The organism is Bacillus sp. PAMC28748, from assembly GCF_014250415.1.
Lineage (GTDB): Bacteria > Bacillota > Bacilli > Bacillales > Bacillaceae > Bacillus > Bacillus licheniformis.
In genome coordinates this window covers 3,044,897-3,069,544 of the sequence record NZ_CP060192.1, presented here as the reverse complement: position 1 = coordinate 3,069,544, position 24,648 = coordinate 3,044,897, and the positions used below count along the sequence as shown (strand labels likewise).

General features: G+C 47.9%; 19 protein-coding genes. All 19 read right to left on the bottom strand.

Features of this window, described 5'->3' with window-relative positions; translation table 11 throughout:
• Nucleotides 1-27 precede the first annotated feature (27 nt).
• The 19 genes from rbfA to pyrH all read right to left on the bottom strand — a co-directional run bounded on the left by rbfA (nt 28) and on the right by pyrH (nt 24,555).
• Nucleotides 28-381, bottom strand: a complete 354-nt coding sequence (gene rbfA / locus H7F26_RS15765) for a 30S ribosome-binding factor RbfA (protein ID WP_003181873.1) — start codon at nt 379-381, stop codon at nt 28-30.
• Nucleotides 382-399: 18 nt separating this feature from the next.
• A complete protein-coding gene (locus tag H7F26_RS15760) occupies nt 400-678 on the bottom strand; it encodes a DUF503 domain-containing protein (protein ID WP_003181871.1) in 279 nt (92 codons plus the stop codon).
• A complete protein-coding gene (gene infB, locus H7F26_RS15755) occupies nt 675-2,825 on the bottom strand; it encodes a translation initiation factor IF-2 (RefSeq protein WP_009328498.1) in 2,151 nt (716 codons plus the stop codon). Before infB ends, H7F26_RS15760 begins: the two co-directional genes overlap by 4 nt.
• A 20-nt stretch (nt 2,826-2,845) precedes the next feature.
• Nucleotides 2,846-3,148, bottom strand: coding sequence for a YlxQ family RNA-binding protein (locus H7F26_RS15750; RefSeq protein ID WP_003181867.1), 303 nt, complete (start codon nt 3,146-3,148; stop codon nt 2,846-2,848).
• Nucleotides 3,149-3,424, bottom strand: a complete 276-nt coding sequence (gene rnpM, locus H7F26_RS15745) for an RNase P modulator RnpM (protein ID WP_009328499.1) — start codon at nt 3,422-3,424, stop codon at nt 3,149-3,151.
• Between the two features lie 13 nt (nt 3,425-3,437).
• Nucleotides 3,438-4,556 carry a transcription termination factor NusA gene (nusA, locus tag H7F26_RS15740; RefSeq protein ID WP_017474804.1) on the bottom strand — a complete coding sequence of 373 codons (1,119 nt, stop codon included), beginning with the start codon at nt 4,554-4,556 and terminating at the stop codon, nt 3,438-3,440.
• Nucleotides 4,557-4,587: 31 nt separating this feature from the next.
• The gene (gene rimP / locus H7F26_RS15735) at nt 4,588-5,061 is read right to left on the bottom strand and encodes a ribosome maturation factor RimP (protein WP_009328500.1); all 474 of its coding nucleotides are present in this window, start codon (nt 5,059-5,061) and stop codon (nt 4,588-4,590) included.
• Nucleotides 5,062-5,254: 193 nt separating this feature from the next.
• Nucleotides 5,255-6,442 carry a glycoside hydrolase 5 family protein gene (locus tag H7F26_RS15730; RefSeq protein ID WP_003181860.1) on the bottom strand — a complete coding sequence of 396 codons (1,188 nt, stop codon included), beginning with the start codon at nt 6,440-6,442 and terminating at the stop codon, nt 5,255-5,257.
• 63 nt (nt 6,443-6,505) lie between these two features.
• Nucleotides 6,506-8,188 carry a cellulase family glycosylhydrolase gene (locus H7F26_RS15725; protein WP_011197981.1) on the bottom strand — a complete coding sequence of 561 codons (1,683 nt, stop codon included), beginning with the start codon at nt 8,186-8,188 and terminating at the stop codon, nt 6,506-6,508.
• Between the two features lie 133 nt (nt 8,189-8,321).
• A complete protein-coding gene (locus tag H7F26_RS15720) occupies nt 8,322-10,436 on the bottom strand; it encodes a glycoside hydrolase family 48 protein (RefSeq protein WP_003181856.1) in 2,115 nt (704 codons plus the stop codon).
• A 27-nt stretch (nt 10,437-10,463) separates the two neighbouring features.
• On the bottom strand, nt 10,464-12,428 hold the full coding sequence (locus H7F26_RS15715; RefSeq protein WP_003181854.1) for a glycoside hydrolase family 9 protein: 1,965 nt from the start codon (nt 12,426-12,428) through the stop codon (nt 10,464-10,466).
• Nucleotides 12,429-12,842: 414 nt separating this feature from the next.
• Entirely contained in the window at nt 12,843-17,159 is a 4,317-nt protein-coding gene (locus tag H7F26_RS15710) for a PolC-type DNA polymerase III (protein ID WP_003181852.1), read from the bottom strand.
• A gap of 88 nt (nt 17,160-17,247) precedes the next feature.
• Nucleotides 17,248-18,966: a proline--tRNA ligase gene (locus H7F26_RS15705; protein ID WP_003181850.1), complete on the bottom strand. Its 1,719-nt coding sequence runs from the start codon at nt 18,964-18,966 to the stop codon at nt 17,248-17,250.
• Between the two features lie 109 nt (nt 18,967-19,075).
• Nucleotides 19,076-20,341, bottom strand: a complete 1,266-nt coding sequence (gene rseP / locus H7F26_RS15700; protein ID WP_085959892.1) for an RIP metalloprotease RseP — start codon at nt 20,339-20,341, stop codon at nt 19,076-19,078.
• A gap of 6 nt (nt 20,342-20,347) precedes the next feature.
• Complete coding sequence (gene dxr / locus H7F26_RS15695) at nt 20,348-21,499, bottom strand: 1-deoxy-D-xylulose-5-phosphate reductoisomerase (RefSeq protein ID WP_003181846.1); 1,152 nt, start codon at nt 21,497-21,499, stop codon at nt 20,348-20,350.
• Between the two features lie 46 nt (nt 21,500-21,545).
• Nucleotides 21,546-22,349, bottom strand: a complete 804-nt coding sequence (locus H7F26_RS15690; protein WP_016885472.1) for a phosphatidate cytidylyltransferase — start codon at nt 22,347-22,349, stop codon at nt 21,546-21,548.
• Nucleotides 22,350-22,361: 12 nt separating this feature from the next.
• A complete protein-coding gene (locus tag H7F26_RS15685) occupies nt 22,362-23,144 on the bottom strand; it encodes an undecaprenyl pyrophosphate synthase (RefSeq protein WP_003181841.1) in 783 nt (260 codons plus the stop codon).
• Between the two features lie 129 nt (nt 23,145-23,273).
• Nucleotides 23,274-23,816, bottom strand: coding sequence for a ribosome recycling factor (gene frr, locus H7F26_RS15680; RefSeq protein ID WP_202604249.1), 543 nt, complete (start codon nt 23,814-23,816; stop codon nt 23,274-23,276).
• Between the two features lie 16 nt (nt 23,817-23,832).
• Nucleotides 23,833-24,555 (bottom strand): UMP kinase, encoded by a 723-nt coding sequence (gene pyrH, locus H7F26_RS15675; protein ID WP_009328506.1) that lies wholly within the window; start codon nt 24,553-24,555, stop codon nt 23,833-23,835.
• Between the last annotated feature and the right edge of the window lie 93 nt (nt 24,556-24,648).

Sequence of the window (24,648 nt, the reverse complement as noted above, 5' to 3'; positions counted from 1 at the left end):
GCAGTCGCCCGCCTATCCTTTTTCAGCTTATGATTCTTCTTTGTTTGCGTTCAGCTCGTGAATCAATGTTTCGATACGGTTTCCGTAATCGATCGATTCATCGAACTCAAAATGGATTTCAGGTGTTTTGCGAAGCCTGATTCGGTTTCCAAGTTCGGAACGAATAAAGCCCTTTGCTTTTGCCAGGCCTTTGAGCGTTTCTTCCCGTTTCTTTTCATCGCCTAAAACGGAAATATACACTTTGGCAATTTGCAAATCACCTGAGACCCTGACGTCGGTGACTGTTAAAAATCCGATTCGCGGATCTTTCAGCTTTCTGCCGATAATGTCACCAAGTTCTTTTTTCATCTGCTCTCCCACACGGGTAGCTCTCATCGTCATGACCATACCACCTCTACGTTAAAACCACTCTGTTCTCGTGATCGTCCGTTCAATTTCCGGAAAAGAGTCAATAAAGGCGAGGACCCGCTGCAGCTCTTTTTCCGTTTGCACGCGAGAGGAAGAAACGGCGGCGATACCAAAGCTTGTGCGCTGCCAAGTGTCCTGATAGTCAATTTCTGAAACAGAAACGTTGAACTTGGCGCGGATTCTTGTGATGATCCGCTTCAGCACCGCCCGCTTTTCCTTGAGTGATGATGCATCGTAAATGATGCATTCGCATTCAACGAAACCGATCACTTTCTTTCAATTTCTTGCATGACATACGCTTCGATCATATCGCCTTCGCGTATGTCGTTGTATTTCTTAATGGTGATACCACATTCATAGCCTTGTGAAACTTCTTTGACATCATCTTTAAAGCGTTTCAGCACATCGACTTCCCCTTCAAAGATGACGACGCCGTCGCGGATCAAGCGGATTCCGCTGTCGCGCGTGATCGTACCTTCCGTTACATAGCCTCCGGCAATCGTTCCGATTTTAGAGACTTTGAATGTTTGACGGACTTCAACCATGCCGATCACTTTTTCTTCATACTCAGGATCAAGCATGCCTTTCATGGCTGCTTCGATCTCATCGATGACTTTATAAATGATGCGGTGGAGGCGGATATCCACATTTTCGGCTTCGGCGGTACTCTTAGCATTTCCGTCAGGTCTGACATTAAACCCGATCACGATTGCATTTGATGCAGAAGCTAAAATAATGTCTGATTCGGTAATCGCACCTACGCCTGTGTGGATGATTTTGACTCTGACGCCTTCGACCTCAATTTTTTGCAAAGCTGCGGCCAGCGCTTCAACAGAGCCTTGAACATCGGCTTTTACGACGAGGTTAATTTCTTTGACATCGCCTTGTTTAATCTGTTCAAACAAGTCATCAAGGCTGAGCTTCGCTTTATCGCTGCGCTGTTCTTCAAGCTGTTTGGTAGCGCGCGCTTCGCCGACGGAACGGGCTGTTTTTTCGTCTTTGAACACAAGGAACTGATCCCCTGCGTTCGGAACTTCGTTCAACCCGGTGATCTCAACAGGAGTTGACGGTCCCGCCGATTTCACGCGTCTGCCGACATCATTGACCATCGCACGAACGCGTCCGAAAGTGTTCCCGACGACGATCGGATCTCCGACGTGAAGCGTTCCGTTTTGAACGAGCAACGTTGCGACAGAACCTTTACCTTTATCAAGCTCGGCTTCGATGACCGTTCCTTTTGCCCTGCGGTTCGGATTTGCTTTGAGCTCCTCGACTTCGCTGACGAGCAGGATCATTTCGATCAGCTCATCGATTCCCTCTCCTGAAAGTGCGGAAAGAGGAACAAAAATCGTCTCGCCTCCCCATGCTTCAGGAACAAGACCGTGTTCAGTCAGCTCCTGCATCACGCGGTCAGGGTTTGCCGTCGGTTTGTCGATTTTGTTGACAGCGACGATGATCGGCACTTCAGCCGCTTTCGCATGGTTGATCGCTTCAACCGTCTGCGGCATGACCCCGTCATCTGCAGCTACGACGAGAATCGTAATGTCCGTAACTTCCGCACCGCGTGCGCGCATCGTTGTAAACGCGGCGTGGCCCGGAGTGTCGAGGAAGGTAATCTTCTTGCCGTTTTCCTCGATCTGATAAGCGCCGATATGCTGAGTGATGCCTCCGGCTTCGCCTTCAACGACCTTCGTTTTTCTGATGCTGTCGAGAAGCGTTGTTTTTCCGTGGTCGACGTGACCCATGATCGTTACGACAGGAGGACGGATTTCGAGGTCTTCTTCGTTATCCGGCTCTTCGTATTTTTCGAATTCGGTTTCTTCATGGACGATCACTTCTTCGACTTCGACGCCGTATTCTGAAGCGATCAGCTCAACGGTATCTTTGTCAAGATCTTGGTTGATCGTCGCCATGATGCCGAGAAGCATTAATTTTTTAATGATTTCTGACGGTTCTTTTCCGAGCTCTTCGGCAAGCGCGCCGACCGACATTGAGTTGGTAAATTCGATTTTTTCAGGCAGTTCTTTTTTCGGCTTGAACTGCTTCTCCTGAGGAGATTGATGATTTTTACCGCGTTTGTTCTTTTTGTTGTTGTTGTTTTTCTTCTTGTTTTTATTGTTAAATTGAGTATTCTGCACGTTATTCTTCTTTCCGTCTCGATTTTTGTTTGGCTTACTTCCGGCATTCAGTTTTGCGGCTTCTTGCTGCGGCTTTTGTCCGCCTGTACCGGCATCCTTTTTATTTCCCGCAGGTTTAGCGCTCTTCTTGAATTTTTGATCGAGCTGTTTGATCGCATTTTCTTCGATCATCGCCATATGGTTATTGACTTCGATATTCATATCTTTCAATGCCGCGATAATATCCTTACTTGAAACATTTATGGCTTTTGCATATTCATAAACTCTCATTTTAGCCATTCGTTCACCCCCAAAAAAAATTAATCGAGCTTTCGGAGCAACGTATTCGCAAAACCTTGATCAGTGACAGCAACAACCACACGGGATTCTTTGCCGATTGAACGGCCCAGAAGCACACGATCACCGACTTTTTTCACCGGTACATCGTAGTGCCTGCATTTGTCGGTTACTTTTTTCTCCGTGTTAGCCGATGCGTCGTCTGCAAGCAAAACAAGCTTTGCGCGCGAATGCCTGATTTCTTTCACAACCAGGTCTTCTCCGGACACGACCTTTCGAGCTCGATTCGCCAGACCCAGCAAGGAAAACCATTCTGATTCCGACATTTATCTGTTCTCCTTTTCCGCCAGTTCCAGCAGTTCATCAAAAATCTGATCATCAATCTGTGCTTGAAGCTGATTTGCTAAGCTGTTTCTCTTTTTTGCAGTTAAAATGACGTCTTTATCAAGTGTAAGGTAGGCTCCCCGGCCGTTCTTCTTGCCGGTCGGGTCAACGGAAACTTCGCCTTCCTTCGAACGGACGACGCGGATGAGCTCTTTTTTAGGCTTCATTTCCCCTGTTACGACGCATTTTCTAAGCGGGATCTTCTTTCGGCTTTTCACCAAAGGTCACCTCTTATTCATCCGATTCTGGAGTTTCGCTTTCCAAGAAAAGCTCTTCCGGCTCCTCTTCTTCAAGCTCCCTTGGATAAATTCCAAGCTCTCTTGCATCTGTTTCGCTTTTAATATCGATCTTCCAGCTTGTCAGCTTGGCTGCCAGGCGGGCGTTTTGACCTCTTTTTCCGATGGCGAGCGACAGCTGATAGTCAGGAACGACAACCGTTGTCGCTTTATCCTCTTTATTGACGATGACGTCGAGCACTTTTGAAGGGCTCAGCGCATTGGCGACAAATTCAACCGGGTCGTTTGACCAGTGAACAATATCAATTTTCTCGCCTTTCAATTCATTGACGATCGCCTGAACGCGCTGACCCTTCGGTCCGACGCAGGCGCCGACGGGATCGATGTCGGGATTATCCGTGCGGACGGAAATCTTCGAGCGGTCTCCCGCTTCTCTCGCCACGGATTTGAGCTCGACCGTTCCATCGTAAATTTCCGGCACTTCGATTTCAAAGAGACGCTTTAATAAACCTGGATGAGTTCTTGAAACGTAAATCTGCGGACCCTTCGTCGTTTTTTCGACTTTTGTAATGAACACCTTGATCCGGTCATGAGGCTTGTAGACTTCATTCGGCATCTGTTCTGCAACCGGGAGAAGCGCCTCGATTTTTCCTAAAGAGACATAGATGAACTTATTGTCGATCCGCTGGACGATGCCTGTCATGATATCTTCCTCGCGGTCGATGAATTCAGAATAGATGACGCCGCGCTCCGCTTCGCGGACGCGCTGGGTCACGACCTGCTTTGCCGTCTGGGCAGCGATGCGGCCGAAATCTTTCGGCGTCACTTCGATTTCCACGACATCTCCGACAATGTAGTTCGGATTGATGTTTACGGCATCTTCAATCGAGATTTCAAGGCGCGGATCATACACTTCATCCACGACATCTTTGCGGGCGAAAACGCGGATTGAACCGGTGTCGCGGTTTAAATCTACCCTGACGTTCTGCGCCTGGTTGAAGTTCCGCTTATAAGCGGAAATGAGCGCAGCTTCAATTGCTTCAATAATAATGTCCTTACTGATTCCCTTTTCTTTTTCAAGAACAGTCAGGGCATCTAACAACTCACTACTCATGTTTATGGTTTCCCCCTTAAACAGTCAAAAATTAATTGAACGAAACAGCCAGCCTCGCTTTGGCTACTTTGTCATATGGAATATTGATCGTTTTCCGGCGCGTTTTGATCATCACCGTGACCTCCACGTTTTCACCGTCAAATGCGGAAAGCTCGCCTTCAAACTCTTTATTGCCTTCAATAGGTTCGTACGTTTTAATATATACGTTTTTTCCGAGCGCCTTCATGAAATCGGCTTCTTTCTTTAAAGGCCTCTCAGCTCCCGGGGACGATACTTCAAGAAAATAGTTTTGCTTGATCGGATCAGCCTCATCGAGCTTTTCACTAAGAGCTTCGCTAACCTTGGCACATTCCTCGATGTCTACGCCGTCATCTGAATCAATAAACACGCGAAGAAACCAGCTCTGGCCTTCCTTGACAAATTCGATGTCAACGAGCTCAAGCTGAAGATTGTCTAGTATAGGCTGGACCATTTCGCTGACGGTATCGATCACTTTGTTACTCATACTTTTCCTCCTTGTGCAGGCTCCCATTCATCAGCTCCCTCGTAAAAACCCTGCTTCAAAAGCAGGGGATTTTAGAAAAAACGATGAACATGTCGAGACAAAATTGCCTGTTCAATACAAAAGAGCGGGTTTCCCCACTCTTCGCCTCGGCTATCGTTAGCATTTCCAATAAAACTATACCATAACCATATTTTTATTGCAAATCATGACAGCGTTTAGTCTGAAGCATTTCGGAAGCGGCTGATTTTTCATTCATCCGCTCCGCGTGCTCTGAAATGACAGAAGCGGCAGAGCTCGGATAAACGATCCGAAAACCGTCATAGTCCGGATAAAGGGTCCCGTCATCCTGAATGCCGGTCAAAATCCAAAATTGGCTGCCCGCACCGCTCTGCTTTTCTATGAGTTCAAGCCAGGTTCTGTAGACGTAGTCCCTTCTGGACTTATCCTGATAGCCGTACTCTTCTAAAACGACCGGCTTGCCGATTTCTTTTCCATCGCAAATATGGTCTGTGATCCACTGATTCCCCCACTCGGCCGTTTTGCCCCAATGATCCGGATAGAGGTGATATGTGCCGTAATCAATATGCTTCAGAGCGGTCAGCCTTTTCCAATCCACACCCTCTCCGCCGTTGTAATGCCAATCAGGGTGCCCTTCTATATGATAAAATCCTTCATCTCCAACCGCTACAAGATGGTTCTGATCAATGGATTTAATAAATTCGCTCATCTCATCCGCCCATTCGACAAGTGTATTTCCGGTCCTGTCAGACTGGACCCTCGGTTCATTGGCAAGCTCCCACGCCATAATCGCGGGATCATCTTTATATTTGACGCCATTATATGTGTTGACTCGGTTCAGCATATAGGATACATAATTTTTATACGCCTCTTTAATGTCCGGATGAGTATAAAAGGCGTCATGTCCATCCGCCTGAAACCACCTGACATATTGATTCATTCCGCCGAAATCATCCCAGTTGTTCACAAAAGGGATGACTAGTTTTATCCCTGTCTGCCCCGCTTTATAAATGGCATAGTCAAGCTTTGAAAAGCCTGATTCATCATATATGCCCGGCCTTGGCTGCATGACTGTATTTTCCTGCGGCTGGCCGTCAAGAAATCCCCAGATGCGGATCACTTTCAAATTCATCGCTTTCATATCTTCGAACACATCATCGACCATTTTTTTAGATTTATAATGAAAATAATAGTTATTCGTCCCGGCAAAATAAAATTCTTTCCCATTTAAAGTGAACGATGTTCCGGCTGTCTCAACAAAAGGAGACGCGGCTAGTGCAGGCCGGGGATTGCCAAACTGAATGGCGGAAAGTGCAAGCAAAAACGGCATCAGCACTGTCAATAAACCCTTTTTCGTCATCATTATTTTTCCCTGCTTTCATAAAGAGGATGCATGGACGGCGTCATTGAGAGGATAGCCGGCCGTTCAAGGCGTGATTTTCACCTTCACGACCGCCTCCACGCCTTTCGGCCACAGTTCAAATGTAAAGGTGGAATCGCTTTTCAAATACTTTAAAACCCGCTCTTTCAAATACAAATCCCCGTCTTTTTCGTAAAAATCTTCGTCATAGTTCAAGTAGGGCGTCCATGACCATACTTCTTCAAGAACCGGCCTTCCTGTAGAATCGACGACTCCTTTAACCGTGGCCAGCTTCGTTCCGTTCAGTGACGCCGGGATTTTGAGATCACCGCTGATTGCCGATTGACTGATGGTGAATTCGCTTTTTTCAAGCTTCGGGTCATCATAAAGAATGATATCCATAACCTGGCTGGCTCCTTTATGAAACGTAAAAGTGAGCTGCGCTTTTACCCCAGGCTGCCCCGCCCCGTTCAGCAGCTTTGCCAAGCAGGATGCCTTAATAGAGACCGTTTTTCCGGCATTGTCAACTGTATAATCACTGCCTTCCTTTAATGGTTCAGATTTCTGATAAATGCCAGTCAGCACATTGCCGTTCAGCTGAATGTCCACCGTCTGATCGCTGATGCTTTGACCTTTTTTGATAAAAAGATCTGCCGGTTTGATGATCGCATTGGGAACGCCGCGTCCCGCCTGAATGACAATCTCTTTAACAACAGGATCACGCCACTGTCTCTCAGCCCGGTCAAACTGGTCATTCCCGTTGTCCCACCACATCGGGACCATTTGATATTTGTGGGCAAGGCGGACAAACGTATCATGATAGAGCCATTTTGAATGCTTTTCATTGGCGCCGAGGGTACCGTATTCACCGATGATAACCGGGTATCCTTCCCTTACAAATTTTTCATAAACCGGTTTGATATCCTCCTCCATCTCGGAGATTTCGGCTGCCGATCCCCAAGTCGTCCGGCCCCACCAGTTTGATACGTAATCCCAAGGAGAATAGTAGTGATATGTGAGGACAATCCGGTCATCATCAGGCGGTTCAAATGAATGAAGCAATTCATCTTTGTTATCTTCAAGCCCCCCGACGATTACGAGCCGCTGGCCGTTTTTGCCGCCGGTCGAACGGATGATGTTCAGCATCTCTCGGTTAAGCAGATTCATTTGATATGCGCTCATTCCGGTCGGCTCATTGACAATTTCAAACAGGAGGCGTTCACTTTTGTTTTTGAAGCGCTCGGCAATCTGCTTCCAGACTTTCCCCAGCTTATCTAATGTCTCCTGCTGGCTGTTTCCCATCCGGCTGATCCATAGCCAAGAATCGTGGTGAATATTTAACACGACGTAAAACTCTCTTTCCAAAGCCCAATCTGTCACTTCTTCTACCCGGTTCATCCAATCGGTATCGATCGGATACTCTGGAGCGCTGCCGATGTGGGAATCCCATGTCACCGGAATCCGGACGCTTTTAAACCCCGCATCGCGAATATCATCAAAAGTATGCTCGCGAACCGGCGGATTGTTCCAAGAGCCTTCTGTCGGAACAGCATCCAGCGTGTTGCCAAGGTTCCATCCAGGGCTCATGTTTTCCAAAAGATCAGCCGGGGTGATGATGCTCTGCTTTTCTTGCTTTGCTGGCCCGCTTGTTCCCGAAGCTTTCGGAACTGCGGATAAAAGAACGGTTCCCATGATCAAAACGAACAGAATGATCGACTTTAAACATAAGGCTAACCATTTTTCTCTCAAACTTTTGATCTCCTTTTTAGATAATCGTGTAAAACACTCGCTAAAATCCTAAATCCTGCCTTTAAAAAAGAAGGCGGCTGAACGCCGCCTTTGCCCAAACGGCCAAGCGCATCTAATATTCTCCTATTGATTGTTATGCATTTCCGATTAAACGGTCATACTCAGCATAAGCTGTCGCCATATCGACCTGAGACCAGAAACGGTGATATACAAAGGTCGGCAGTCCGTTTTCCCATTTGCCCGTATTCGGATTCCACGAGGTCTGATATTTGTTTTCCAAATAAGGCCACATCGGATCATTTTTAATTTTCGGCCGGAGCTCCGCATGACTGATATAGACGCCGTTACCGCCTTTTGCCGGATCAGACGGCACAGTGTTGGGGCCAGGGATGGTATTGCCCTGCCCGTTTCTGCCGCTCCAGCCATTCGGAAAGTAGATTTCCTTCGTAAAGTAGCGGATATAATCTTCATGTTCTTCCTCTGCTGCGATACCGATTCCGTCATTTTTACTCCATGCTGCATCAAGCAGTTCTTTTGCCAGATTTTTGGCTTTGTTTCCAAGAGCGGTAAAGCCGCCGGTTTCGGCTTTTGTTCCGGCCGCAAAGAAGACGAGCGTTTTAATATAGCTGCCGAGAACGCCGACATCTTGAGAAGGATTCTTCGTCGTGACATGCAGTCCCGGATTTCCGGTAAATGAATCAAATCCCTTCCACGGATCAGGCTGGCCGCTCCATTCAAGGTTTGCCGGAATCCAAAACTCGCCTGGGTCGGATTGTACGGCGATCTGCGGGTTTTGGCCGCCAAGGACGCGTTCTCCCGCATCATTTAAATAATAGCCTTCTTCGTCAGTAACCGGCCGTTCGCCCACAAACACATAATCAAGTGAATATGCGATCCATTTTTCAATCACATGCTTTGCCATGTGGAAGTTTTCAGACGATTTGTCACCTTTCTCTGCGAAAATATAATACAGTTCCGCCACCCTTTCCAGCGGCCAGACTTGCATCCCGAACCAATTGTTAGAAGGGGGATCGTGATATACAGGCGCTTCTGTGTAGGCCATTTCGTAAAATGTGCTGACATTCTGCGGATATGCGCTGTAGTTGCCGTTCCAGCTGTTCGTGGCGCCGCCGGCAACGGCTCCTTCTGAAGAAAGCAGCCATGTGTAAAGTTCTAGCTGCCTTTTCAGCGCCTTTTCCCAATCGCTTCGCGCTGTGGATGAATTTGGAATCAATCCGCCTTCAGCCGTTGACAGTGCATAAGAGGCAACAGGGTTTTGATAACCTTGATGCACATGGCTCGCACCGATCCGCCACGCCCAGTTTGCATACTGTCCCAATCCGCCTCCCCAAGCGGTGTACCACGCCATTAAATAATGACATGCATTTTTTCCAGCACCGCGGGAAGGCGAGCCGTCAGCGGCACTTCCAATCTCTTGAAAGTATTTGTCATACATGCCGTAACGGAGAAAGTCCCCCATTTTTTTAGCTTTTTCTAAATAATTAGTATTGCTGTAGCCCCATTGCCTGGCCCAGAACATCGCCTGAACGGCGCGCGCATCTGCATCCGTTGCATTGGTGTAGCGCCATTGCGGTGCTGGAGCCTGATTTTCTTTTGTAAAAAGGCTCATGAAACCTTCATTCGGTTTTCCGAACGTCTGATTATCCTGAGACGGATGCGGAACCGTTTCCCAAACGGATTCCTGTTCGCCCCGCTGGTAAGTGTTCACATAAACGGCAGTGTGCGAAGGGTTCAGAAGATTTCCGAAGCCATACCAGTTGTCAACATCTAACAGCCAATGCATTAAATACGTTTCGTTGCTTCCATATGTCGCTTTAAGCTCGGCATCGAGCGGGTCATTTCCTGCCGGATACTGTCCGGTCAGCGCTGAAGGGTACAGATCTGGGTAGGGGTGTTCTGCAGCATAAGTGGCTGGACTTGAGGGGTTGTAGTAGTTCATGGTCGGCTGTTCTTCGTTTCCGTCTCCTTCATTGACCGGGATAATATATTTCTCCATATTGTCCCAGGCGGCTTCTAGCTTTGACCAGTCCTGTGTGTACCGGCCATACATCGCTTCAAGCCACAGCCAATAGCTGTACGCTTCAGATGTCGTCATATGACCGTAGTCGGGCGCCTCACATATGAGCGTTTCAACCGAGTGATAGGGAATTCCTTCGGGTGAGAAATAACCGTTGTTCGGATTTTTAATTTGCTCATACAGCTGCATAAAACGTGTTTTATTATCCATGATGTTCCTCCTCTTGAAGTTCAATATCTAGTAACCGGGCTCATGTCCGAAAACGAGCCGTCCATCATCATAAACAGGAATATACCGCGTCTTCAGAAGCGCATGTGACAGACCCTGATAAGAGTGGTCATTTTCCGGGTTCCAAAAAGACGTTCCGTCTGGTGCCGAAAGGCGGAACTGCACTTCTTTTTTATGGGCGGATTGACCGCCTGGATAAATCAAAACCCCGCTGAAGCTGACTTCTGTATAGTAAATGTGCTTTGAAGCGTCATGCGGCTTCAGCTCTGATACCGAGGCCCCTTCGTTATAGCCGGCTGTGACTTTTATATCTTCGGCGGAATATCCCGCTTCTACAGCTTCCGTCAAGTCAACGTAGTAGCGGAAAGACAATTGATCGGTTTTCTTTGCCGGCCATCCCGAACGGTTATTGAGCTGCGCCCGGATTTCAGTATAGCTGTTTCCGGAGCTGTTGATTGATGCCTCTGCAAAATATTCGTCCTCAGGTGTTTCCTTCTCCGGAAAATCAGGCAGCGGAACATGGCCTTTCCCGAACAGCTGAAACATTTTCGCTACGTTGCCGGTAAAAGCGGCATTATAATCGATCGCAACTTCGTTTGACGCATAATCTGTTATGTCATCTCGGTACGAATCGTCCCTTCCCGGACCGCCGACTAATGCGCCGTATAGGGTATGGCGATGGTTTTCAGGCACATTCATCTGATTGGCCCATGAACCGTGTGCTGTACGGTGATGCGGATGTTTCGGCGGATTTTTACCGTATCCAACGACAAAGCTTCGCTGCTGCGGATTATCTCCTAGCATATACTCCGTTTGCCGAACAGCAAAATCCCGATATCTTTTCGCTTTTTCTGTATCCACCCAATCGGAATAAACGAAAGCGAGAAAAGCGGCATTCGAAGCGTATCGCAATGATCCCCACTGCTCAAGCCAGGCCAAACCGCCCGGCGTATACGTGATCCGTTCTATGCTTCCATTATGACTGTAGCCTGTCGACCAATAATCAAGATTGCGTTCGACAGATTTGACAAAACGGGAATCGTTTGTCAGACGAGCGAGCAGCAGCTGTGCTCCGTAAGTGACGTCATCCCAGGAAAGCGTCCAGCGGTAAGGCCAGTTTGCGGGATCGCCCCAATCTGAGACCGAAGCAAGGGCTTTATCCAAATATTGTTGTTCTTCTGTTGCCAAGTAGAGCCAGACAGCTCCCCATGTCAGTTCATCTTTATACCCGCTCCACGAATTATAATATTGCTGTGCGTCTGTAATGCAGTCTGAATATTTGCCGCGGTAGCGGTCGGCAAAATCATACAATTGCTTGGCATGAGCCAGTAATTTTTCAGAGTAAGAAGAATCTGTCGGCTTGAAAATAATTGATGCTGATGCTAGCGCTGCGGCTGTACCACCAGCAAGGTCTGACCCCGGACAGCCGGCATCGATCTTATAGGCAGGGCGCTTCATCGGCATTACTTCGGCCGGCCCCCACCATGCGTGGTCTAGAGCGCCATTTCCGACTTGGCCCCACAATTCATAAGGAGCCGTATGGGCTTTAAGAAAGTAGTCTGTCGCCCATTTAATATTGTCCAGCGCCGCATCAAGCTGACCCGATTCTTTGTAGGCATCTCGGTACTCATAGACCGACCATGACAGGATTGCGGCAGAATAAGCCATCGGCAGACCGAACTTCACGTGGTCGCCGGCATCATACCACCCTCCCGTTAAATCGAGGCCAACGTCTTTTCCGTCCTCAAGCCCGGAGTCTCCTCTCCAATTCAGCCGGCTGTTTTCCGGAAGTCTTCCCGAGCGCTGTGCTTCATAAAATAACAAAGACTTTTGCAGCAGTTCAGCATAATTATGAGGATATTCTTCAGCAGAAGCTGCACGGGTCTTTTCTGAAAACGACGCTATGCTCATAGAGAAGATCACTAAAAGTGCCAAACAAAGCGCTTTCATTTTTAAAAATACTTTCTGTTTCACGTACTGCTTCCTCCCCATCATGTTCGTTAAGATCAAGCAACTCCATCTGTCTACAACATGCTCACCTCCTTTTAGATTTGCCGGCGAACAAAACAAGGCCAAAGTTGAAAAACCGAAGATATTGATTGCACATTAAATCAGCACACGACTGCAAGCGAGGAATTTGATAAGTAACTTAGTTTATTTGTTCAATAAACTAAGTTATGAGAGTAGAAATCTAATAGACAGCACATTCCAAACGAAGTGTTATATTTTGGAAATTCTAACATTGATGTTTATTTATTGTCAACAGATCTGACAGCCCTTTATTTTTTTGTGATCATTTCTCCCCTGGCATTTGTCACCCAATTCCGAAAAAACGCTCTTTATGCCGTAAAACAGATAAAAAAACTGCCTGCTTTAAGCAGGCAGTTTCTAGAATAATGACAGCTGGTTCTGATCTGGAAGCGACTCGAGACAGCCGTGGCGCTCCAAGTATTCCATGATCGTTTTTGACACCTTTCCTCTTTTTTGCAAATCTTCTTTGGAAAGAAATTCGCCTTCTTCCCTCGCTTTGACAATATTCAAGGCGGCGTTTGTTCCAAGCCCCGGTATTGAATTAAACGGCGGAATCAAGCTGTTTCCATCAATGATGAATTCTGAAGCGCTCGATCTGTATAAATCGACTTTTTGGAAAGAGAAGCCCCTTTCGCACATTTCAAGCGCCAGCTCAAGCACCGTGAGCAAACTTTTCTCTTTTGGAGAAGCGTCAAGGCCTTTAGAGTTGATATCATCCATGACGGCTCTGATCGCTGTCGATCCTTTGATCATCGTTTCGATGTCAAAGTCGTCGGCCCGCACGGTGAAGTATGCTGCGTAGTAGAGCAGCGGATGATGGACTTTAAAATAAGCGATCCTGACCGCCATCAAAACATATGCCGCAGCGTGGGCTTTCGGGAACATGTATTTGATTTTTTTGCAGGAATCGATATACCAGTCCGGAACATTATTATTCTTCATTTCTTCTTCCCACTCAGGCGTCAGTCCCTTTCCTTTACGGACAAACTCCATAATCTTAAAGGCGAGGGATGGCTCAAGCCCCTGGTAGATTAAGTACACCATAATGTCATCACGGCAGCCGATCACTTCGCTCAGTTCACAAATATTGTTGTGAATCAGCTCCTGCGCGTTGCCGAGCCATACGTCCGTACCGTGTGACAGGCCGGAAATCTGTACGAGCTCGGAAAATGTCGTCGGCTTGGTGTCCTCAAGCATCTGTCTGACAAAGCGGGTTCCGAATTCAGGGATGCCGAGTGTACCGGTTTTACAGCCGATCTGTTCCTCGGTTACCCCTAAAGACTCTGTCCCTTGGAAAATTTTCATCACTTCAGGATCATCGGTCGGAATCGTTTTCGGATCAATCCCGCTAAGATCCTGGAGCATACGGATGACCGTCGGATCATCGTGTCCGAGAATATCAAGCTTCAGAAGGTTGTCATGGATGGAATGGAAGTCAAAATGCGTCGTCTTCCATTCGGAATCTGTGGCATCCGCCGGAAACTGGATTGGTGAAAAGTCGTAAATATCCATATAATCCGGCACAACGATAATTCCGCCCGGGTGCTGCCCTGTAGTCCGCTTGACGCCTGTACAGCCTTGGACAAGTCGGTCGATTTCCGCCCCGCGCATATGCAAATTGTTGTCGTTTGCATACCCTTTGACATACCCGTAAGCCGTTTTTTCGGCGACTGTTCCGATCGTTCCCGCACGGTAGACGTTATCCTCTCCGAACAGGACTTTCGTATAGTTGTGGGCATGCGGCTGGTATTCGCCCGAGAAGTTCAAGTCGATATCAGGAACCTTGTCCCCTTTAAACCCCAGGAACGTCTCAAACGGAATGTCGTGGCCGTCTTTTCTGTAGGCCGCTCCGCACTTCGGACAGTCTTTGTCAGGCAAATCAAATCCCGAACCGACCGATCCGTCGTTGAAAAACTCGGAATGGCGGCAATCCGGACAGACGTAATGCGGCGGCAGCGGGTTGACCTCGGTAATTTCCGTCAATGTTGCGACAAGGGAAGAACCGACCGATCCCCTCGAACCGACGAGATAGCCGTCATCAAGGGAGCGTTTTACAAGCTTATGAGAGATCAGATAGATGACGGCGAATCCGTGGCCGATTATGCTTTTCAGCTCTTTTTCGATCCGTTTTTCGACGATTTCGGGCAGGTCCTCGCCGTAAATGCTTCTTGCTTTCTCATAGCTCATGCGGCGGATTTCGTCATCTGCGCCTTCGATCTTCGGTGTGTAAAGATCGTCTTTGATCGGCTTGATTTCTTCGATTCGCTCGCTGATCATGCGGGTGTTCTTGACAACGATTTCTTTCGCTTTTTCCTCACCCAAAAATGAAAAGGCCTCAAGCATTTCATCCGTCGAACGGAAATGAACGTTCGGCAGCTCGTGCCTGTTGAGCGGATTTGCGCCGCCTTGCGAGGAAACTAGAATCTTCCGGTAAATTTTGTCCTCAGGGTTCAGATAATGGACATTTCCAGTTGCTACTACTGGGATATTCAGCTTCTCGCCGAGCTTTGTGATGTTGGCGATGATTTCTTTTAACGCTTTTTCATCCCTGACGAGTTCGAGCTGAAGCAGGTGCCGGTAGACTTCAGGCGGCATGACTTCAAGGTAGTCATAAAATGAAGCGATGTCTTCAACTTCTTCCGGCGATTTCTGCATCATGCCTTCAAATACTTCGCCTTTGTCGCACGCCGAACCGATTAAAAGCCCTTCTCTGTACTTTTCAAGCTGTGACCTTGGGATCCTCGGCACCCTGTAAAAATAATGGATATGCGACAGCGAAACAAGTTTGAAAAGGTTTTTCAAGCCTGTCTCATTAACCGCCAAAAGTGTCGCGTGATATGGCCTTGAACGCTGATAGGCATTGGACTGCCCCATATTTTCATTCAGCTGATCGTGGTACAGGATATTTTTTTCGGCCGCATCTTTCAGCATTTTCACAAGGAGATAACCCGTCGCTTCGGTATCATAAATCGCCCTGTGATGCTGGGTGAGCTCGATGTCAAACTTTTTACAAAGCGTATTCAGCCTGTGGTTTTTGAATTCCGGATAAAGAAAACGGCCCAGCTCAAGCGTGTCAATGACCGGGTTCTGCACTTTCTCCGAATTCAGCAGGCGCTTATAGGCGACATTGATGAAGCCGATGTCAAAGCTTGCATTGTGAGCGACAAGCGTGTGATCACCGACCCATTCTTTAAAATCGCGGATGACCTCTTCGACTTCGGGCGCATCTTTCAGCATATCATCGGTAATCCCCGTCAGCTCGATGATCGTAGCCGATAAAGGTCGATGCGGGTTGGCAAACCTTTCAAAGCGTTCGATGATTTCCCCGCCTTTTACTTTAACGGCGGCCAGCTCGATGATTGTATCATAGACGGCAGACAGCCCCGTCGTCTCGACGTCGAACACGACATATGTTTCCTCTTCAAGCAGACGGTGCACGGGATTGTAGGCAATCGGCACGCCGTCGTCGACGAGGTTGGCTTCAAGTCCGTAGATCATTTTCACGCCATGCTTTTTGCTTGCCGCGAATGCATCCGGAAACGATTGGACTACGGCATGGTCAGTGAGCGCGATAGCCGGGTGCCCCCATTTTTTCGCCTGTTCGACAAGCTTGCCGATGCTTGATACGGCATCCATCTGGCTCATTGGTGAATGGAGGTGGAGCTCGACTCGTTTTTCGTCCTCTGGCGCTGTATCCTCACGGGTTTTCGCTTTGATTTCATTGACATCGTTGGCGATCATCACCAAATCGCGGACGAATGTATCGTTTTGTATGCTTCCTCTCGCCTTGACCCACATCCCTTTTTTCAGGGACTTCATCAATACAGCGTCTTCTTTTTCGCGGGCGAACATTTTGACGAGAATGCTGTTTGTATAGTCGGTTATTTTAAAGATGCAAAGCGTTCTGCCGCTTTTCAGCTCTCTTGTTTCAGCGTCGAATACATAGCCTTGCACCGTAATTCTCCGCTCTTCATCCATGATGCTGTCAAGCGTTCTGATTTCTTCAGAGTCTTTAATCTGGTAGCCGATCTGAAGAGGGCCTGCCGGCGCTTCATCGTCTTGTGCTTCCTTATCCTGCTTCTCCATTTCGATTAAAGCCTGAAGGGCCCTCTCTTGATCTTCGGCCATTTTTTGCTCTCTGAATTTCTGAATCTCTTGATCTGATACAAAAATTTCTGTGTCCAGCTGGAGCTCAGGAAAGCCGAATGTGCGGTAGCTTGACTGGATGAGCGAGCTGTATTTCTTTTTTAAAGCGGACGCTTCTGTATCTGTTTTCGTTTTAAGCAGGATTTTGTTTCCCGTAAGCTTGGGCTTTTGGTCGTTCAAAAGCGCCAAGATCGGCGGAGAAATACCATCGAGTTCCTGAATGCAGCGCGTCCAGTAATCCTGAACAAGCTGCTCGTCAATCGAAGGGTTTTCCGCCTCGATGGAACAGGTGACCTGGGCGATATGGGAAAAGGTGCGGGTCAGCTGGCTGTGAAACCGTTCGAAGATTTGATAAGGCAGCACATTTCTCAATTTAAAGTGAAAGTGCCATGTCTTCTTGTTTTTATGAACGGTCAGCTTTATGATTTGTCCGCCTTCAAGGTGGCGGATCATCGTATCTTCCGTTACATTCAGCTGCTGCAGAAGAATTTGAAACTGTCTTCTGTTGACAGAAAGCTGGTCTTCCAAGACAGATTCCTCCCTAAAAGAAAATCATAATTGAAGGTACCTTGGGACGATTCCCGAGGTACCTTCCTTTACTCTAGTTTACCATGTTTTAAGAGTGAGAAGATAAGCTCTTGACTTGTTTTTCGATAAAGTCAAACAGCTCATCAGCAGCGATTTCAAAGGATTCTCCGGTTTTGCGGATCTTCACTTCGACAACGCCTTCGTCAGCTCTTTTTCCGACCGTGATGCGGATCGGCAGACCGATCAAATCGGAATCTGCAAATTTAACGCCGGCCCGTTCGGCACGGTCATCAAACAGTACGTCATAGCCGTTCGCTTTAAATTCTTCATACAGCTTTTCGGCAAGCTGAACTTGCGCGTCATTTTTCATATTAAGCGCGAGGATATGCAGGTCATACGGCGTCACTTCCAGCGGCCAGATCAAGCCTTTATCGTCATGATGCTGCTCAACGATGGCCGAAAGCGTCCGGGAAATCCCGATTCCATAGCAGCCCATCAGCATCGGCTGAGCGCGTCCGTTTTCATCAAGGTATGTGGCGTCCATCGCTTCAGAATAGCGGGTGCCGAGCTTAAAGACTTGTCCGACTTCGATTCCTTTTGCAAAACGGATCGTTCCTTTTCCATCCGGTGAAGGGTCTCCTTCCTGGATAAAGCGGAGATCGGCGAATGTCACATTGTGCGCATCCCGGCTGATATTCACGTTTTGATAATGGTAATCTGTTTTATTCGCTCCAGCTGCTGCGTTTGCCATCGCCTTCACAGCAAAGTCTGCAAAGATTTCGATTTCGCGGTCGAGCCCCACCGGTCCGACAAAACCGGGTTCAGTGCCTGTTATCTCTGCAACCTCTTCGGCGCTCGCGAATTCGATTATTTCTGCTTGAAGCAGGTTTTTCACCTTAACATCATTGACTTCGTGATCCCCTCTCGTCAAGACGAGGACAAAACGTCCGTCTGCTTTCATCAGCATTGATTTAATGCAGTCTGACGGGGATATGCCAAGAAATGCGGCAACCTCTTCGATCGTTTTGACCGAAGGTGTGTGGACTTCCTGCAGCTCTTTCATTTCTGCCTGCTCGCCGGCATCTGTTTCCTTCACTTCAGCCATTTCAATGTTGGCGGCGTATGAAGACTGATCAGAATACGCAATTGTATCCTCACCGACATCGGACAATGCCATAAATTCATGGGTATCCTTTCCGCCCATCGCGCCTGAGTCTGCAATGACCGGTCTGAAATTCAGGCCGCAGCGCGTAAACACATTCGTATACGCCTGATACATATCATTGTACGTTTCATCAAGGCTTTCGGCGGAGGAATGGAAGGAATACGCATCCTTCATGATGAATTCCCGGCCTCTCAACAGACCGAAGCGCGGGCGCTTTTCATCGCGGAACTTCGATTGGATCTGGTAAAGGGTCAGCGGAAGGCGCTTGTACGATTTCACTTCATCTCTGACGATGCTTGTGATGACCTCTTCGTGTGTTGCGCCTAGGGCAAATTCACGGCCGTGGCGGTCTTTCAGCCTCATGAGCTCAGGACCGTACGTATACCATCTTCCCGATTCCTGCCAAGTTTCCGCCTGCTGGAGCGCCGGCATCAGCATTTCGACGGCATTGATTTTCTCCATTTCTTCGCGGACAATGCTCTGGATTTTATGAATGACTTTATTGGCAAGAGGCATATAGCTGTATACACCGCTTGTGTTTTGTCTGATAAACCCTGCTCTGAGAAGAAGCTGATGGCTTTTCGCTTCAGCATCAGCCGGCACTTCGCGGAGCGTAGGAATTAAAGTCCTGCTCTGTCTCATTCATTCGCACCTCATTTGTTTCAGTTGGTTACTTTTTTGAGTCGGGAACGGTGTCCCTAAAAAAGAGCCTTTTAAAAGGCTTGGCTGCACTTAAAAAAGGCGATTGGTTTTACAGAAATAAGCGCTGGATATCGTTCCATGTGACGACAAGCATTAGGAGCATCAAAAATGCGACGCCGATAAAGACGACAAACGCTTCTTTTTCGCGGTTGATCGGCTTCCCGCGGATCGCTTCAATAAACAGGAACAACAGTCTTCCGCCGTCCAGCGCAGGGATTGGCAGAAGGTTGACGATCCCGAGGTTGATGCTTAAAAATGCGGCCAGCTTCAGCAGGTTGATAACGCCTGTCTTGGCCACTTGGTCTGTCATGTCATAAATGCCGACAGGACCGGCCAGCATGTCGATTGAGAATTGTCCTGTGACGAGCTTTCCGAGATTGGTGACGATGCTCTGGGCCACTGTCGCCGTTTCGGTCGCACCGTAGGAAATCGATGTCAGAACGCCTGTTTTCACAGGATTGTAAGCGCCGAATCTGCCGACGGTTTCATCCCCTGCCTTGACAGCTTCAGGTGTTACGTATTTCGTCAGCTTGACATTGTCGCGCATCAAAACGATTTTCAGTTCTTTTTCAGGGTGTTCTCTGACCGTGTTGACAATATCCGTCCACGACCTCATGTTCTCCCCGTTGATCGTTTGAATGCGGTCTCCCTCCTGGAGGCCTGCTTCCGCCGCCCGTCCGTTGTCTATCAACTTGCCGAGCACCGGCTCGTCAGACGGCACTCCCTGCATCAGTCCGAGCATCACGAGTATGACATAAGCCAAAATAAAGTTCATGATCGGTCCGGCAGCAATCGCTTTGATGCGCTGCCAAACCGTTTTCGAATGAAATTGGCGGTTGTAAGGAGCGATCTGGACTTCTTCCCCGTCTACGATGAAAAAGGACGTTTCACTGACAGAAAATGAAGAGAGATGATCTTCATTGCCGTGCTCATAGCCCGTAATCCTCATCTGGTGCTCCAGGTCGGCCTGCTCCACTTCAATGACCAATGCGTCGGGATACTTTTCTTTTTGGTTGATAATGATCTTTTCGACCTTGTTTTCGCTGTCGAACAACAGCCCGACCGTATAACCGGGCTTCACTTCAATCATCTCAGGATCTTCGCCGGCCATTCTGACAAAGCCGCCGATCGGAAGAAGCCTGATCGTATAAACGGTCTCATTTTTCTTAAACGAAAAGATTTTCGGACCGAAGCCGATAGCAAACTCCCGGCACAGTATTCCGGCTCTTTGAGCAAGGATGAGATGACCAAGCTCATGGAAAAATACGAGCGTTCCAAAAATAAGAATAAACGCGATCACAGTATTCACGAACATACCACCTTATGTGAGTAATGTTTGGACAAACTTTCTGGCGTCTTTGTCCACTTCACGGATCTCTTGAAGGCTCGGCTTTGCGATCACCTGATGGCGTTCCAAAGCCTTTTCAATGATGTCTTCTATTCCGAGAAAGGAAATCCTGCCCGAAAGAAATGCCGCAACGGCTTCCTCGTTGGCCGCGTTTAAAACAGTCGGCATTGTACCGCCTATTTTACCTGATTCATAAGCGAATTGTAAGCAGCGGAACCTTTCAAAATCAGCTTGGGCAAAATTCAGCTGTCCGACTTCCCAGAGATCGAGGGATTTTGCTTCATTAAACGGCAGGCGTTCCGGATGGCTGAGCGCATATTGAATCGGCACTCTCATATCAGGTGTGCCAAGCTGGGCGATGACGCTGCGGTCGTGGAATTCAACCATTGAATGAATAATGCTTTCTTTGTGAAGGAGGACATCGATCTGGTCATAGGGCAGATCAAACAGCCAGTGGGCTTCAATAACCTCGAGTCCTTTATTCATCATTGTAGCCGAATCGATCGTGATTTTTGCACCCATCGACCAATTTGGATGATTGAGGGCTTCTTCCACTGTGACGCCTTCAAGTTCCCGCCTTGTTCTGTCCCTGAAGCTGCCGCCTGAAGCCGTGACGATCAGCCGTTTGATATGCTTCGGATTTTCCCCCTGAAGGGCCTGGAAAATCGCGGAATGTTCGCTGTCGACGGGCAGGAGCGGGACATCGTATTTTTGGGCGTGTTCTTTCACTATATGACCGGCTGTCACGAGAGTTTCCTTATTTGCAAGCGCAATTGTTTTTTTATGCTCCATCGCCTTTAAAGTCGGAAGAAGACCGACGCTGCCGACGAGAGCATTGACGACGATATCCGCTTCCGGGATAACGGCCGCTTCGATTAAAGCTTCCTCCCCGATCCCTGTTTTAAAGGTGTAGGAGAAAGAATGCTGTTTTAATGTTTCATATGTATGCTCATCCCCAACGCCTACATACTTCGGTTTAAAGGTTTCAATGATTTCTGCCGCTTTTTCGGCGTTTTTGCCGAAAGTCATGGCGGTCAGCCGAAACTTATCGTCATGCGCTTTGATGACATCAAGCGTCTGTTCTCCTATGGAGCCTGTCGCTCCCAATAGACATATGTTCTTCAAAATTGCCGCACCTCTGTTTCTTTCTAGCTATCAGTACCCTTTTCTATCATAGCCCGAACGGCTGAAAAAGAACAAGCAGGAAGTACAGAACCGGCATGACAAATAAAAAGCTGTCAAAGCGGTCCAGCATTCCGCCGTGTCCCGGGAGGATCCGGCCCGAGTCTTTCACCTGGTAATGCCTTTTGAACGCAGACTCGGCCAAATCGCCGATCTGACCGACGATTGACAAAAGCACGGTAATGATCAGCACAAACAGATAAGCGTGCGGAAAACCTGTGGCGGCCTGATAAATCGCGGAAAAAACGACCGCTGTCAAAATTCCGCCCCAAAAGCCTTCTACCGTTTTGTTAGGGCTGATTTCAGGCCAGAGCTTCCGCTTTCCAAACGCCTTTCCGATAAAATAAGCGCCGGAATCTGTTGACCAGACGACGCCGATCGCAAAAAAGACATAGCTGAGTCCGATGTTTCTGATTTCAATAAAGTAATAAAACCCGAATCCGATATAAACTGCTGCCAGCGCCACGAATGCCGCTTCGTCAAAAGTAAACGAGTTTTTGCTGAGCACCGTATATGCCAAAAGCAAAAGGACCGCCAAAAAGACGACCTCCCCTTTGGTTATACCCAGCCCAGCGTCTTCCGCGTATTGGCTTGGACACAGCAAAACCGCCAACAGCAGCATGCTGATGATACCCGGAGCGCTGATCAGCTTCAGGCCTTTCATTCTTAAAAGTTCAAATAGAGCAAGTATACCTATTGCATAAACTAGCAGGGCGAACGGCAGCTCGCCGAAAATCACGAGCGGCAGAAAAACCGCTGCCGCGATCACACCCGTCAATATTCTCTGTTTCATCTGCACCATCCTCTAAATTCCGCCAAACCTTCTCCCGCGACGCTGATATTCTCCGATAGCCTGAAGCAAGTGAACGTCTTTAAAATCAGGCCACAATACATCGGTAAATAAAAATTCGCTGTAGGCAAGCTGCCAAAGCATGAAGTTGCTCAGCCTGATCTCGCCGCTTGTGCGAATCAGCAAATCAGGGTCCTGCAAAGTTTCTGTCATTAAATAATCGGAAAATAGCTTTTCGTCGATTTCCTCGGTATTCAATGTGCCTTTTTTGGCTTCTTCGGCAATTTTCTTTGCGGCTCTGACGATTTCTGCACGTCCCCCGTAATTCAATGCAAAATTAAGAATAAGTCCATCATTGTTCTCCGTATCACGGATGGCTTTTTCAACCGCGCGGATCGTGTGGGGCGGCAGTCCTTCCCTATCGCCTGTCATGCGGACCCGGACATTTTCTTCGACCAGCTCCGGGAGATACGTTCCCAGAAACTCTTCAGGCAGCTTCATCAGAAAGTCAACCTCAAGCTTTGGACGCTTCCAATTTTCCGTCGAAAAGGCATACAGCGTCAACGCTTTGACACCGAGCTCATTGGCAAGCTTTGTCGTCTGTCTGACCACTTTCATGCCTTCGTGATGACCCGCGATGCGGGGCATCGCCCGCTTCTTTGCCCAGCGGCCGTTTCCGTCCATAATAATGGCGATATGTTCAGGAATTTCTCCTTTTAAAATATTTTCTTTTGTGTAACATTCCATGTTGGAAGCAGCCGAATGCTGATTCTTCCAATTTTTGAGTATATTGAGCATGAGAGTCCTCCATCACCCAAAAGGTTGCTTTCCTGTTATATCGTTCTAGATAACAACAGTATTAACAAAAAAACCCCCTGTAAACATGAGAGGGTCTTTTCACTATTATCTATTGTACAGAGTTTTTCATTAAACTTCCATGATTTCTTTCTCTTTATCTTTTGTGATCTCATCAATTTTTGACACATATTCATCTGTCAGCTTTTGTACGTCTTCCGTTGAAGAGCGCAATTCATCCTCAGTCATTTCACCATTTTTCTCTAGTTTTTTCAGATCGTCATTTGCATCGCGGCGGATGTTGCGGACCGCGACTTTGGCATCTTCCGAATATTTTTTCACGAGTTTGGCAAGCTCTTTTCTGCGCTCCTCAGTTAGAGGAGGGATCGTGATCCGGATGATATTGCCGTCGTTTGACGGAGTTACACCGAGGTCGGCTTTTTGAATCGCTTTTTCGATATCGCCGAGCGCCGTTTTGTCATATGGTGTGATGACGAGCATGCGCGCTTCTGGAACTGTAATGGACGCAATCTGGTTTAAAGGCGTCTGCGCTCCGTAATACTCAACTGCCACTTTGTCCAGCAATGACGGATTTGCACGTCCTGCGCGGACAGTGGCCAATTCGCGCTGATAAGCGCTTATCGCTTTTTGCATCCGTTCTTTTGTTTCATTCATCACTTGAGTTGACACGTTATTTCCCCCTTACGATTGTACCGATTTGTTCGCCTAAAACGGCTCTTTTAATATTTCCTTCTTCCATAATAGAAAAGACGATCAGCGGGATGTCGTTATCCATGCAAAGTGAAGAAGCGGTTGAATCCATGACAGCCAAACCGTCTTTCAACACATCGAGATAAGACAATTTTTCATATTTTACGGCTGTTTCGTCAGTTCTAGGATCGGCATTGTATACACCGTCGACATTATTTTTGGCCATTAAGATGACGTCGGCTTCGATTTCAGCCGCTCTGAGCGCTGCTGTCGTATCCGTTGAGAAATATGGATTGCCTGTACCGGCAGCGAAGATAACGACGCGCTTCTTTTCAAGATGGCGAATCGCTTTTCTTCTTATGTATGGCTCAGCGACCTGCCTCATTTCGATGGATGTCTGAACTCTTGACTGAATCCCGAGCGTTTCAAGGCTGTCTTGCAGCGCAAGGGAATTCATAACCGTTGCAAGCATTCCCATGTAGTCCGCTGTTGCGCGGTCCATTCCGAGATCGCTGCCCGTTTTTCCGCGCCACAGGTTGCCGCCGCCGACGACGACCGCCACTTCAACATCAAGCTCGGCGATTTCTTTCACCTGTTTGGCGATGGACTGGATCACGGTCGGGTTGATGCCGTTTCCCTGTTCACCCGCAAGGGCTTCTCCGCTAAGCTTTAATACGATACGATTATACTTTGGTTTTTCCATAATAACCTCCAAGTGCATGCTTGCCGTTATTTATTATGCAAGAGAAAAAAAGGTTTGTAAACTGTTTTAAAAATAGGGACACAAATTGTGTCC